This window comes from Spongiactinospora sp. TRM90649, from assembly GCF_029382225.1.
In the GTDB taxonomy this organism is placed as follows: Bacteria; Actinomycetota; Actinomycetes; order Streptosporangiales; family Streptosporangiaceae; genus Spongiactinospora.
Genome location: NZ_JARLTC010000005.1, coordinates 107,080 through 119,438 on the forward strand (window position 1 = coordinate 107,080; position 12,359 = coordinate 119,438).

General features: G+C 71.7%; 13 protein-coding genes. 3 read left to right on the forward strand and 10 right to left on the reverse strand.

Going from position 1 to position 12,359, the window contains the following annotated elements; genetic code table 11:
• Positions 1–382 precede the first annotated feature (382 nt).
• A complete protein-coding gene (locus P3X83_RS05950; protein ID WP_277304112.1) occupies positions 383–544 on the forward strand; it encodes a S26 family signal peptidase in 162 nt (53 codons plus the stop codon).
• 279 nt (positions 545–823) lie between these two features.
• Here the strand turns inward: P3X83_RS05950 and P3X83_RS05955 are convergent, their stop codons facing one another.
• Positions 824–1,534: a 3-oxoacyl-ACP reductase family protein gene (locus P3X83_RS05955; RefSeq protein WP_346742683.1), complete on the reverse strand. Its 711-nt coding sequence runs from the start codon at positions 1,532–1,534 to the stop codon at positions 824–826.
• Positions 1,535–1,816: 282 nt separating this feature from the next.
• Here P3X83_RS05955 and P3X83_RS05960 point away from each other — a divergent pair, with 282 nt between their 5' ends.
• Positions 1,817–2,815, forward strand: coding sequence for an SDR family NAD(P)-dependent oxidoreductase (locus P3X83_RS05960; RefSeq protein WP_277303843.1), 999 nt, complete (start codon positions 1,817–1,819; stop codon positions 2,813–2,815).
• A 50-nt stretch (positions 2,816–2,865) separates the two neighbouring features.
• Here P3X83_RS05960 and P3X83_RS05965 read toward each other — a convergent pair whose 3' ends face one another.
• The 8 genes from P3X83_RS05965 to P3X83_RS06000 are packed head-to-tail and all read right to left on the reverse strand — an operon-like array spanning position 2,866 to position 10,338.
• On the reverse strand, positions 2,866–3,627 hold the full coding sequence (locus P3X83_RS05965; protein ID WP_277303844.1) for an SDR family NAD(P)-dependent oxidoreductase: 762 nt from the start codon (positions 3,625–3,627) through the stop codon (positions 2,866–2,868).
• Positions 3,628–3,670: 43 nt separating this feature from the next.
• Complete coding sequence (locus P3X83_RS05970; RefSeq protein WP_277303845.1) at positions 3,671–4,780, reverse strand: acyl-CoA dehydrogenase family protein; 1,110 nt, start codon at positions 4,778–4,780, stop codon at positions 3,671–3,673.
• On the reverse strand, positions 4,777–5,964 hold the full coding sequence (locus P3X83_RS05975; RefSeq protein ID WP_277303846.1) for an acyl-CoA dehydrogenase family protein: 1,188 nt from the start codon (positions 5,962–5,964) through the stop codon (positions 4,777–4,779). Before P3X83_RS05975 ends, P3X83_RS05970 begins: the two co-directional genes overlap by 4 nt.
• A 13-nt stretch (positions 5,965–5,977) precedes the next feature.
• The gene (locus P3X83_RS05980; protein WP_277303847.1) at positions 5,978–7,399 is read right to left on the reverse strand and encodes an MFS transporter; all 1,422 of its coding nucleotides are present in this window, start codon (positions 7,397–7,399) and stop codon (positions 5,978–5,980) included.
• Positions 7,400–7,434: 35 nt separating this feature from the next.
• On the reverse strand, positions 7,435–8,274 hold the full coding sequence (locus P3X83_RS05985) for an SDR family NAD(P)-dependent oxidoreductase (RefSeq protein WP_277303848.1): 840 nt from the start codon (positions 8,272–8,274) through the stop codon (positions 7,435–7,437).
• Entirely contained in the window at positions 8,271–8,711 is a 441-nt protein-coding gene (locus tag P3X83_RS05990; RefSeq protein ID WP_277303849.1) for a MaoC/PaaZ C-terminal domain-containing protein, read from the reverse strand. The genes P3X83_RS05985 and P3X83_RS05990 overlap by 4 nt, the downstream gene beginning before the upstream one ends.
• Positions 8,708–9,154, reverse strand: coding sequence for a MaoC family dehydratase N-terminal domain-containing protein (locus P3X83_RS05995; protein ID WP_277303850.1), 447 nt, complete (start codon positions 9,152–9,154; stop codon positions 8,708–8,710). Before P3X83_RS05995 ends, P3X83_RS05990 begins: the two co-directional genes overlap by 4 nt.
• The gene (locus P3X83_RS06000; protein WP_277303851.1) at positions 9,151–10,338 is read right to left on the reverse strand and encodes a lipid-transfer protein; all 1,188 of its coding nucleotides are present in this window, start codon (positions 10,336–10,338) and stop codon (positions 9,151–9,153) included. The genes P3X83_RS05995 and P3X83_RS06000 overlap by 4 nt, the downstream gene beginning before the upstream one ends.
• Before the next feature lie 184 nt (positions 10,339–10,522).
• Here P3X83_RS06000 and P3X83_RS06005 point away from each other — a divergent pair, with 184 nt between their 5' ends.
• Positions 10,523–11,713 (forward strand): acetyl-CoA C-acyltransferase, encoded by a 1,191-nt coding sequence (locus P3X83_RS06005; RefSeq protein ID WP_277304113.1) that lies wholly within the window; start codon positions 10,523–10,525, stop codon positions 11,711–11,713.
• Here P3X83_RS06005 and P3X83_RS06010 read toward each other — a convergent pair.
• Complete coding sequence (locus tag P3X83_RS06010; protein ID WP_277303852.1) at positions 11,697–12,320, reverse strand: TetR/AcrR family transcriptional regulator; 624 nt, start codon at positions 12,318–12,320, stop codon at positions 11,697–11,699. The two genes, P3X83_RS06005 and P3X83_RS06010, sit on opposite strands and share 17 nt — an antisense overlap.
• Positions 12,321–12,359 lie beyond the last annotated feature (39 nt).

The window sequence follows — 12,359 nt, forward strand, 5'->3', positions numbered from 1 at the left end:
TTTCGATCAATCGGCCAAGAGCCTGACCTTCCACAGCAGTCGCAGATCGTGACCTTGCCGCGAACCGGCCACGCCGAAGCGAGAGACGACAGTGCGCGAGATGCGTACAGCAGTGCGCTCATCGCTGACGACAGGCCCGCCCATCACAGGGCAGACTTCACCGACCGACCAATGGAATACGGGGCGACCGGCTGGCGAAGCTCCGGCGCGTGATCGGCGCGCTCCTCGGCGCCGCCGGCGTACCGTCCGGGCGAGCGCCTCATCGTCCGGCGGGACTCGGCCGGTGCCCTGCGCACCGGGCAAGTCGTCCTGCTCGGCGGAGCAGGTCATCCCCATCGGTAAGACCGCGTAGGACCGCGAACGGGAACGGCGTGGGCCCGCGCTGCGCACCGTCCCAGGCACACAGGTACCGCAAGGTCACCTGGTCGTGCTGGGCGACAACGCGGACCGCTCCTACGACTCGCGCCAGTGCGGATACCTGGCGGCGAACCGTGTCGTGGGCATCGTGCTGCGCGAGGCCGGGCCGCACCGTCTCGATGGATGACGCAGCCGAAGCCGACGGTGAGGACCAGACCTCCGCGACGGCCGCGGTGCCGTCCCGGTCGCGATGGCCGACGCGCCGATTGCCCCGGGCACAGGCGACAGAGGCCCCAGGCCGGCGATCTGGACCGAGCTGAAGGATCACGCGTCGGACGCACGGCCGTGCCGGAGCGCTCTCATGTCGTAAGACCGAATGGTTCCGGAGAGATCGGGGGCGACAACAGCGTCCGCCGACTCCTGCCAAGATGCCCGACGTCTGGCATCGTGGCCGTTCAAGGAGCGATCAGATGACGAATCCGCCGTCGACGGTGAGGGTCGCGCCGGTGATGTAGCGTCCCTCCTCGCCGGCGAGGAACGCCACGGACGCGGCCACGTCGGCCGGTTCGGCGTAGCGGCCGAGCGCGGTGAACCCGTTGATCGTCTCGGCGTTGGGGCCGGAGGCGGGGTTCAGTTCGGTGTCGGTCGGGCCCGGGTTCACCAGGTTGACCGTGATGCCGCGCGCGCCCAGCTCCCGTCCGAGCGCCTTGGTCAGGCCGGTGAGCGCGGTCTTGCTCAGCGCGTACAGCGAGAAGCCGGGGAACACCACCCGGTCGGCGACCATGCTGCCGATCGTGATGATGCGACCGTCGGCCCGCATGTGCGGGACGGCGGCCTGCGCGGCGACGAACGGCGCGCGGACGTTGACCGCGATCGTCTGGTCGAACTCGTCCAGGCTCACCTGCTCCAGCGGCGCGACGGGGAACGCGCCGGCGTTGCTGACCAGGATGTCGAGCCGGCCCAGCTCGCCGGCGACCCGGTCGATGGCCGCGACCAGGGCCGCCGGGTCGGCGCTGTCAGCCTGAATGGCCAGGGCGCGCCGCCCCGCCGCCTTGATCTGGTCGACGACCTCTTCGGCGCGACGCTCGTTGCTGTGATAGGTGAAGGCCACATCGGCGCCCTGCTGCGTCAGGCGCAGCGCCACGGCGGCGCCGATGCCCCGGCTTCCGCCGGTCACGAAGGCTACTTTTCCGTCAAGTCGATTGTTCATGGTCCGAGAGTCTGGCCGAGTGCCCGCCGGCGCCGCTGGCAGGAATCAGACGTCGCGCTGTCGTGATCATTGCGCGGCTTTCGTTGTTTCTGGACTCTGGTACGGCCTTGCCCCTGGAGCGATCGCGGGCCCGGGATCATTGACGACCTCCGCTCCCCTACGTCGGCGATACTACCGCTTTACTTCACCTTAGGCATTAATGCATACTGTGTAGCGTTACACAGACTGCACTAATTGGAGGTGGCCATCATGGGAAGCCTGGACGGGCGCATCGTCCTCATCACCGGAGCGGGACGCGGCATCGGGCGGGAGGAGGCGCTGCTCTTCGCCGCCGAGGGGGCCAAGGTCGTCGTCAACGACCCCGGCGTGGCGATCGACGGCACGGGCGGCGACGCCGGAGTGGCCGCGCGGGTGGTCGAGGAGATCACCGCGCGCGGCGGGCAGGCCGTGGCCAGCACCGACAGCGTCGCCGACTGGGAGGGCGCCCGCCGCATGGTGGAGACGGCCCTTGAGCACTTCCGTGACCTGCACGTCGTGGTCAACAACGCGACCATCGAGCGGAACATGGGGCTGACCGACCTGTCGGAGGAGGATTTCGACGATGTCGTGGCCGTCAAGCTGAAGGGCAGCTTCGCGGTGACGCGTTGGGCGGCCCGCCACTGGCGCGACCGGTTCCGCGCGGGAGACGGCATCGACCGCGCCGTGGTCAACACCTCCTCCGGCTCCGGGCTGCTCAACCCGCTGCCCACGCAGGTCTCGTACGCGGCGGGCAACGCCGGGGTCGCGGCGATGACCATCGTGGCGGCCCTCGAACTCGGCCGCTACGGGGTGCGGGTCAACTGCCTCTCGCCGTCCATGGCCCGCACCAGGCTCACCCTCGGCGTTCCCGGCATGAGCGAGGACCCGCCGGCGGACCGGTTCGACCCCCTGCACCCGGCCACCAGCGCGCCGGTCGCGGCCTACCTGGCCGCCGCGGACTGCCCGCTCACCGGCCAGGTACTGTCGGTGCGCGGCGGCTCGGTCGCGGTCAACCACGGCTGGTCGATCGGCGGCCACGTCCACAAGGACGGGCTGTGGAGCGTGGCCGAACTGGCCGAGAAGGTGAAGGAGCTGCCGACGGACGACCCCTTCGACAACCTCGCGAAGGCCCTCTCCGGCGCGCTCGGCACCACCGGGCGCGACCGGCTCCAAGAGATGATCGACGCGCTGCTGGACCAAGAGGACCCGTCCGGTACGAACTCCGCGTGAGGCGATGAGGCCGCCCTGGACCACGTACTAGGGCTCGTGGTCCAGGGCGCTCAGCGGGGGGCCATCCGGATCGCGCCGTCGAGACGGATGGTCTCGCCGTTGATCATCGGGTTGGCGATGATGTGGCCCGCGAGGGCGGCGAACTCGGCGGGCCGCCCGAGCCGCCTCGGGTGTTGTGTCTGCGCGTTCAGCGAGGCGATCGCCTCGTCGGAGACCGTGGCGAACAGGGGTGTGTGGAACAGGCCGGGCGCGATGGTCGCCACCCTGATCTGGTGCGTGGCGAGGTCGCGGGCGATCGGCAGCGTCATGCCGACGATCCCGGCCTTGGACGCCGCGTAGGCGGCCTGCCCGACCTGCCCGTCGAAGGCGGCCACCGACGCGGTGTTGACGATCACCCCGCGTTCGCCGTCGACGGCGTCGGTTCGCGCGATCTGTTCGGCGGCGAGGCGGACGACGTTGAACGTGCCGACGAGGTTGACGGTGACGACGGCGGCGAACTCGTTCAGCGGAAAGGCGCCCCGCGCGCCGACCGTTCTGACCGCGTTGCCGATGCCCGCGCAGTTCACCACCGCCCGCAACGGCCCGCGGGCGGCGCAGGCGGCGACCGCGGCGGCCACGTCCTTCTCGTCGGTGACGTCGCCGGGAACGAAACAGACGTGCGAACCGATCTCCTCGGCGACGGCTTCGCCGCCCGACGACGGCAGATCGAGGATGACGACGTCGGCACCGGCGGCACGCAGCTCCCGTACCGTCGCCAGGCCGAGCCCGGACGCGCCGCCGGTGACGAGCGCCACCGCGTTGGTGAGTTTCATCGGTAAGCCTCTCCGGATGGAGTGAGTGGAACGTATGGCCCGATCAGGCCGGTGCGGGCAGGGCGATCAGGCGCGCGAGCTCGGCGTGCAGCGACCCCGGCGTACCGAAGGTGACCTGATCGGCCTTGGCCCGCTTGAGGTACAGGTGCAGCGGGTGCTCCCACGTCATGCCGATGCCACCGTGCAACTGGACGGCCTCCTCGGCGACGCGCACCGCCGCCGTCCCGCAGAAGGCCCGCGCCACCAGGGCCGCCACCGGGCGTTCCGCGTCGTGGGTCGCGGTCGCGGCGTGCCTGGCCGCCGCCCTCATCGACTCGACCTCCACGTACAGGTCGGCGAGACGATGCTTGACGGCCTGGAATCCGCCGATCGCCCGGCCGAACTGACGCCGCGTCCGGACGTACTCGACGGTCGTGTCCAGGCACCGCTGCGCGAGCCCTAGCTGTTCGGAGGCGAGCAGCGCGGCCCCCGTGAGCAGGGCGTCGCCGATCGCGCTCCGGCCCGCTCCGGCCGGGGCGACCAGGTCACCGGAGACACCGGACAGACTGACGTCCGCCAATTGTCTGCTCATGTCGAGCGACGACACGGGCTCGACGCGCGCGGCCATCGCCGGCACCGCCCGAAGCTCGACCCCTTCTGCCGTCCTGACCGGAACCAGCAGGACGTCCGCCTCCGCCGCGCCGGCCACGTTGGCGACCCGTCCGCGCAGCCCGTCGTCCTCCGCGCGGACGTCGAAGCGCGCCGCGCCCGGCCCGGCGTCCAGCGGCAGGACCAGCGCGACGGTACGGCGTCCCGCGGCGAGTTCGGACAGGAGGTCGCCCGCCGCGGGGGCGGGTGACGCGAGCAGGGCGGTGGTCCCCACGACCGCGCTGGTCAGGTAGGGAACCGGCGCGACGGCCCGGCCGAGCTCCTCCAGGACGACCGCCGCCTCCCGGGCGCGACCTCCCGCGCCGCCGTACGCCTCCGGTACCAGCAACGCCGACAGGCCCAGCTCCGCGCTCAGCCGCGGCCACAGGTCGGCGACCAGCCCGCGGTCGCCGTCGAAGCAGGCCAGTACCCCGGCGGGCGCGCACCGGTCGGCCAGCAGCCCGCGGACGGCGGCCCGCAGGGCGTCCTCGACGTCGGTGTACAACAGGTCGGGCTCGGTGCTCATCTCGCCAGGTCCTTCCACGGCACGCCCTTGTCGGGACGCGGCTCCGCCGGCAGTCCGAGGACCCGTTCCGCCACGATCGTGCGCAGGATCTCCGACGTGCCGCCCTCGATCGAGTTCCCCCTGGCCCGCAGGTACCGGTAGCCGGCGTCGCGCCCGGTCAGGTCCACACTGGCCGGGCGCGCCATCGGCCACCGCCCGTACCGCAACCCGTCGGCACCGAGGAGTTCGAGCTCCAGCCCGGTGAGCCGCTGGGCGAGCCGCGCGAAGGTCACCTTCAGCGCCGCCCCCTCCGGGCCCGGCTGCCCGGCGGCCAGTTTCTGCCGCAGCCGGATCCCGGCCAGCCGGAGCACCTCCGCCTCCACCCACAGGCGCGTCAGCCTGCCGTGCAGCTCGGCCGTCCGCAGGTCGGGCCGCCGTCGCCAGGTGCCGGCGACGACCCCGATCATGCCGTCCTCGCGGGCGTCGGACCCGCCGCCGATGGCCACCCGCTCGTTGTTCAGCGTCGCCGAGGCGACCGCCCAGCCCTCGCCTTCGCGGCCCAGCCGGTGCGCGTCCGGGACTCGGACATCGGTCAGGAACACCTCGTTGAACTCGGCCTCGCCGGTGAGCTGGCGCAACGGGCGGACCTCGACGCCCGGCGCGGTCATGTCGCACACGAAGTAGGTCAGTCCCTGGTGCTTGGGGACGTCCGGGTCGGTCCTGGCCAGCAGGATCCCCCACCGCGCGTTGTGCGCGCTCGAGGTCCACACTTTCTGGCCGTTGACGACCCATCCGTCCCCGTCACGGACGGCACGGGTGGCGACCGCCGCCAGGTCGGAACCCGCGCCCGGTTCGCTGAACAACTGGCACCACACCTCCTCTCCCGTCCACAGCGGCCGGAGGAACCGCCGTCTCTGGGCCGGGGTGCCGTACCTGAGGATCGTCGGGGCCGCCATGCCGAGGCCGATGCCGTTGCGCCGCGGATCGTTGTCCGGGGCGCCCGCGGCGGCCAGCAGGCGGTCCACCCCGGGCTGGAACTCGCGCGGCAGGGCCAGTCCGCCCGCGCCCGGCGGGAAGTGGACCCAGGCCAGCCCCTCGTCGAACCTGGCCCGCAGGAACTCCTGGCTGCTCGTCCTGGCCGGATCGTGCGCGGTGAGCAGTCGGTCCACCCTGGCGCGCAGGTCGTACGGCGGTTCGTCCAGCATCGTCGGTCCTGTCTCAGCTCGCCGGGCCGTGCGCCAACGGCGCGGTCACGGCCTCCAGTTGACGTCCGGTGGTGCGGGGCCCGAACAGCCCGATGTCGACGGCGCAGATCACCAGCAGCAGGGCCGAGACGCCGAGCACGCCGACCGGGCCGAGCGCGGCCAGGATGGCCAGCGCCGCGAACGGCATGAGCGCGGTCGCCAGCCGGGACAGGCCGTTTCCGAGACCGGTGGCGAACCCGCGGGTCTCGGTCGGGAAGATCTCCGGTACGTACACACAGGCCGCCGTGGCGAACACGCTGCCGAGCGCGGTGAACGCGAACCCGGTCAGCAGTACCAGGGTCTCCTGATCGGCCACTCCGAACGCGATCCCGACCACTGCCATGAGCAGCGCGGACACCACGATCAGCCGCTTTCGTTCCACCCTGTCGGCGATGATCGCGACAACGGCGGCCCCCAGCGGGTACCCGATCGCGATCAGCCCGGTGTAGAGCAGCGACTGGATGATGTCGAAGCCCTTGGCCAGCAGGATGATCGGCGCGATCGCACCGATCCCGTAGTGCGCCAGCCCCGCGCACACGTTGAAGATGTTGATCACCACGAGGCGGCCCAGGTAGCGGCCCCGGAACATCGCCCGGACCGGTGCCTGCGGCGCGGGCGGCCGGGCCGGCTCCGCCGCCGGGGCGGGCAGCGGCCCCGACTCGCGTTCGGCCTCCCGCTCGATGCCGGCCACGATCGCGTCGGCCTCCGCGTGACGGCCCCTGGCGATCAGCCAGCGGGCGGATTCCGGCAGGCTCCGCCGGACCCACAGCAGTAGGACCGCGCCGGAACCGGCGGCGATGAGCAGCCACCTCCATCCCTCGATCAGGAACGTCGCCCCGGCCAGCGGCGCGCCCAGGAAGGCCACCGTCGGGTAGGCGGCGAAGGCGATCGCCATGACCCAGCCGAGGTACCGGCCGCGGCTGGCTCTGGGCATGAACTCACCTATGTAGGCCCCGACGAGGGTCGACTCCGCGCCCGCGCCGATGCCCGCGACGAACCGGCACGCCGCCAGCACCCACACGTTGGGGGCCGCCGCTGCGAGCAGGCCGAAGACCAGGTAGATGGTGAGGTTGATCAGGAACATCCGGCGGCGGCCGAACCGGTCCCCCAGGTATCCGAGCCCGACCGCGCCGACGAACATGCCGAGGAACACGGAGGAGATCAGCACGCCGGACTCGAACGGCGTCAGATTCCACAGCGGTCGCAGGGTCGCGGCGAGCGTGCCGCCGAGCACCAGCTCGAAGTACTCGTAGAACAGCCCGCCGCCGATGATGAGGGTCAACCGGCGGTGCCAGCGGCCGACCGGCAGGCGGTCCAGCCGGGCGGCGATCGTCACCGCGCCGGAGGGACCTGGCCGGTCTCCCGGGACGGAACTCTGGTCGATGGTGTCTGACATGACGGGCTCACTTCCTCGGGGGGTACGGCTCTCGGTCAGAGGGCCAGGCCACCACCGCACGAGAGCACCTCGCCGGTGACGTAGTCGGCGTCGGGAGTGCACAGGAGGTACACGGCTCCCGCCGCCTCGGCCGGTGTGCCGGCCCGGCCGAGCGGGATCAGGCCGGCCGCCCCGGCGATGACGTCCGCCGGAATGCCCACCCGGACCCGCCTGCCCTCGGCCTCGATCCACGCGCCGGGCCGGTCGTGGTCGTCGGTGAGCCGGGTGGAGATCATGCCGAACGCGACCGCGTTGACGTTGACGCGGTACCGTCCCCACTCCTTGGCCAGGGTCTTGGTCAGGCCGACGACGCCCGCCTTCGCCGCCGCGTAGTTGCTCTGACCGGCGTTGCCGCCGAGCCCGGCGAGCGAGGAGATGTTGACGACCTTGCGATGCGGCGGTCGTTCCGCGGCCTCGCCCTCCGCCTTCGCCGCCGCCTTGATGAACGGCAGGGCGGCCCGCAGGATCCGGAACGGCGCACCGAGGTGCACGTCGATGACCGCGTTCCACTGCTCGTCGGTCATCTTCTGGATCACTGAGTCCCAGGTGTAGCCGGCGTTGTTGACCACGATGTCCAGGCCCCCGAAGCCGTCCACCGCGGTCGCCACGAACCGTTCGGCGAAGTCGGTCTCGGTGACGCTGCCGACGCACGTGAGCGCTTCAGAACCGGCCTCGCGTACGGCCTGCGCCGCCTGCTCCGCCGGTTCCTCGTCCATATCGTTGATCACGATCCGCGCGCCGGCGAGGGCGAGCCGTTCGGCCACCGCACGCCCGATGCCCCGCCCCGCGCCGGACACCAGCGCGACCTTCCCGGTGAGAGTCCCTGATGAGGTCATCGGACCACCGCCCTTTCCCCGGCGGGGACGGCGACGAGCGCCTCCCCGGCGACCGTGACCGTGCCGTCCTGGACGGCGACGGAGAGTTCGACGCGAGCGAGCCGCTCCGGGCCGTCCTCGATGGCGGCCACCCGGCCGGAGCAGACGGGCCGCGCGTGGACCGGCGTGATCGCCCGGAACCGCACCCGCAGGGACCGGAGGTCGCGTTGCGGGAACCACCGGGTGAGCAGGCGGCCCAGGTAGGCCATGGACAACATGCCGTGGGCGAACACGTCGGCCGCGCCCGCCGCCCGTGCCGCGTCGATGTCCACGTGCATCGGGTTGTAGTCGCCCGAAGCGCCCGCGTACTTGGCCAGCGTGGTGCGGCTCACCGGCGCGACGGCCAGGTCGGGCAGCGCGACTCCGGCGACCCACTCGATCCCCGTCGCGGCCCTCATCGGTCCTCGCCCAGGATGACGATGACGTTGCGCATGGTCGCGATCGGCTCTCCGGCGCGGGTGATCCGGGTGGACTTCACGATGAAGTCGAGCCGCCGCTCCTCCCGCGAGTACACGTCGCTGATCACCGACGCGATGTGCAATCGGTCGCCGGCATGGGCCATCGCGTGGTACTCGAAGGTCTGCTCCCCGTGCCGCACCCGGCCGGTGTCGATCCCCAGTTCCGCCTGGAAGGCGAAGGCCCCCGGGTCGTCCATCTCCAGGCAGAACAGGAAGGTCGGCGGGACGGGCAGGTCGGGGTGGCCGGCGGCGCGGGCGGCGGTCAGGTCCACGTAGACCGGGTCCGTCTCGCCGATCGCGTCGGCGAACCGCAGCAGGCGTGCGCGGTCCACGACCTCGTCGTGCTCGGGAAGCGCCGCCCCGATCAATGCCGGGTCGATCACCTGCCCGTCCTCTCGTACATCGTGACGACGCAGGCGCCACCGAGTCCCAGGTTGTGTTGCAGCGCCACCGCCGCGCCCTCGACCTGGCGCGGGCCGGCCTCGCCGCGCAACTGCCAGGTGAGCTCGGCGCACTGCGCGAGGCCCGTCGCGCCCAGCGGGTGTCCCTTCGCCAGCAGGCCGCCCGACGGGTTCGTGACGATACGTCCGCCGTAGGTGTTCTGCCGGTCGGCGATGAACTTGTCCGCCTCCCCTTCGGGGACCAGCCGCAGGGCCTCGTAGGAGATGACCTCGTTGGTGGCGAAGCAGTCATGCAGTTCGGCGACCTGGACGTCCCCCGGTCCGAGGCCCGCCTGCCGGTAGACCTGATCGGCGGCGGCGCGGGCCATTCCGGCTCCGGCCAGTGTCATCATGCCGCCTTCGGTGAACGTGCCCGGCCCGTCGGTCACCATGGCCTGGGCGCGGATCCGCACGTCGCGCCGCAGGCCCCTGCGGCGGGCGTACTCCTCACCGCAGAGCACGGCGGCGGCGGCCCCGCAGGTGGGAGGGCAGCACAGGAGGCGGGTCAGCGGCCCGTACACCCGCGGCGACGCCAGCACCTCCTCCTCCGTCAGCGGCTCCCTGAACACCGCGTAGGGATTGGCGGCCGCATGCGCCCGCGCCTTGACCGAGACTCTGGCGAACAGCTCAGGTCCCACGTCGTAGGTGCGCATGTACTCGCGGGCCGCGCCGCCGAAGAACCGGGCCGCCAGCGGCACGTCCGGCTCGTCGCCCTGCAGGTCGGTCATCGTCCGCAGGCTGCGCGCCATCGCGGAGGGGCGGTCGGTCCAGTGCTCGACCAGCGCGCCACGGCGCATCTGCTCGAAGCCGAGCACCAGCACGCAGTCCGCGGCCCCGGCGGCGATGGCCTGCCGCGCCTGCCAGAGCGCGGTGGAGCCGGTCGCGCAGTTGTTGTTGACGTTCACGATCGGTATGCCGCTCTGGCCCAGCCCGTACAGCGCCGCCTGGCCGGATGTGGAATCCCCGTACACGTAGCCGGCGTACGCCTGATCGACGTCGCTGTACTCGATGCCCGCGTCCTCCAGCGCGGCCCTGGCGGCCCGCTCGCCCATCACGGCGTAGGGCTCCTCGCGGCCGGGTTTGGTGAACGGGATCATCCCGACGCCCACCACGTGGACATTGCTCACGTCGGATCCTCCAGCGCTCGATCGAACTTCACTTAACTGAGCGGTCGATAAACAGAGACTCTAAGAAGTCGCTCGATCCGGCGTCAACCCCAAGAAGACCGACTGGACAGCGCGAATTCGTAACTCCTATGGTCGATATAGATCGACCGATCAGTCTGTGATCTTGAACTGAGGAGAGACCATGGTGACCAATGCAGTCATCGTTGACGTGGTACGCACGGCGTCCGGTCGCGGCAAGCCGGGCGGGGCCCTGTCCGGTATCCACCCCGCCGACCTGCTCGGACGGGTCCTACGCGCGCTCGTGGACCGGCACGCGGTCGATCCGGAGCTGGTGGACGACGTCATCGTGGGCTGCGTTTCCCAGGTCGGCGACCAGTCGGCCAACGTGGCGCGCAGCGCCGTGCTGGCCGCGGGGTTCCCCGAAACGGTCCCCGCCACCACGATCGACCGGCAGTGCGGCTCCAGCCAGCAGGCGCTGCACTTCGCCGCCCAGGGCATCATGGCCGGGGCCTATGACGTGGTGATCGCGGGCGGGGTCGAGTCGATGAGCCGCGTCCCCATGGGCGCGAGCACACAGGGCGGAGCCCCCTTCGCCCCGGTGTCCGCGCGCTATGACGGCCGCCTCGTGCCGCAGGGCATCGCCGCCGAACTGCTCGCCGCGCGGTGGCGGCTCGACCGGCAGGCGCTGGACGAGTACTCCGCGGAGTCACACCGCAGGGCCGCCGCGTGCGCGGCCGGCGGCGCGTACGACGACGAGATCGTACCGATCGAGGTGACCACGGCCTCGGGCGAGCGGACCACGCACACGCGGGACGAGACGATCCGGCCGGACACCACCCCCGAGACCCTTGGCGGGCTGCGCGCCTCCTTCGTGGACCCGGACGCGAAGCGCCGCTTCCCGGAGATCGACTGGCGGATCACGCCGGGCAACTCCTCCCCGCTCACCGACGGCGCGTCGGCGGCGCTGCTGATGTCGGAGGAGCGGGCCCGGCGGCTCGGCCTCACGCCGCGCGCCAGGTTGCACGCCTTCGCCGTGGCCGGGAGCGATCCGGTGCTCATGCTCACCGGGATCATCCCGGCCACCCGCAAGATCCTGGACCGCGCCCGGCTCAGGATCGCGGACATCGACGCCTACGAGGTGAACGAGGCGTTCGCCCCGGTACCGCTGCTCTGGCAGGCCGAGTTCGACGCCGATCCGGCCCGGCTGAACCCGCACGGCGGGGCCATCGCGCTCGGCCATCCGCTCGGCGCCAGCGGCACCCGGCTGCTGGCCACGCTGGTGAACCGGCTGGACGGCACGCGCGGCCGATACGGGCTCCAGGTGATGTGCGAAGGCGGCGGGATGGCCAACGCGACCATCATCGAGCGGTTGTGACCCCGGCGCGGGCGAGGTTCATCGCATACCGGGCGTAGTGGCCGCTCACCTCGGCCGGCGACAGCGCGCCCCCCGGGTGGTACCAGGTGGCGATCGCCTGGCACATGCCCAGGATCGCCCGGGCCACCTCCGTGACCTCATCGACCTCGAACACGCCCGCTTCCGCGCCGGAGCGCAGAACCCCGACCAACTCGTCCTCGACCCGCCGGCGGTGCCGCCGGTATCCGGCCAGTGCCTCCGGGTCGAGGTAGCGCAGCTCGGCGTCGAGGAAGGCCAGCCGGTGCCGCTGGGTCATCTGCAACGCGATGGCCTCGACGAGGACGGCCAGCCTGGACGCGGGGTCGTCCGGGGTGCTCCGCAGCGCCCGGGTCACGAAGTCCGCGAAGTCCCGCGCGGCCAGCTCGACCAGCGCGACCATGATCGCCTGCTTGCTCGCGTAGTGGTAGTAGAGCGCCGGAACCGTCACTCCGACGCGGGAGGCGATGTCGCGCACCGACGCGCCGTGGTAACCCTTCTCGTAAAAGGATTCGAGGGCGCCGGCCAGCAGCGGAGGCAACTCCAGCGGCTCGCGCCGTCGCCAGTCGGAAGCAGTCTCGTCGCCCTGCATGACCCGCCTTCCCCAGGATCCGCGAGTCTACCAATCTTC

Bases quoted from the DNA above. Each gene is read 5' to 3' on its own strand.
- P3X83_RS05965 (WP_277303844.1), bottom strand. From the start codon at position 3,627: ATGAAACTCACCAACGCGGTGGCGCTCGTCACCGGCGGCGCGTCCGGG.
- P3X83_RS05985 (WP_277303848.1), bottom strand. From the start codon at position 8,274: ATGACCTCATCAGGGACTCTCACCGGGAAGGTCGCGCTGGTGTCCGGC.
- P3X83_RS05990 (WP_277303849.1), bottom strand. From the start codon at position 8,711: ATGAGGGCCGCGACGGGGATCGAGTGGGTCGCCGGAGTCGCGCTGCCC.
- P3X83_RS05960 (WP_277303843.1), top strand. From the start codon at position 1,817: ATGGGAAGCCTGGACGGGCGCATCGTCCTCATCACCGGAGCGGGACGC.
- P3X83_RS05975 (WP_277303846.1), bottom strand. From the start codon at position 5,964: ATGCTGGACGAACCGCCGTACGACCTGCGCGCCAGGGTGGACCGACTG.
- P3X83_RS05980 (WP_277303847.1), bottom strand. From the start codon at position 7,399: ATGTCAGACACCATCGACCAGAGTTCCGTCCCGGGAGACCGGCCAGGT.
- P3X83_RS05970 (WP_277303845.1), bottom strand. From the start codon at position 4,780: ATGAGCACCGAGCCCGACCTGTTGTACACCGACGTCGAGGACGCCCTG.
- P3X83_RS06010 (WP_277303852.1), bottom strand. From the start codon at position 12,320: ATGCAGGGCGACGAGACTGCTTCCGACTGGCGACGGCGCGAGCCGCTG.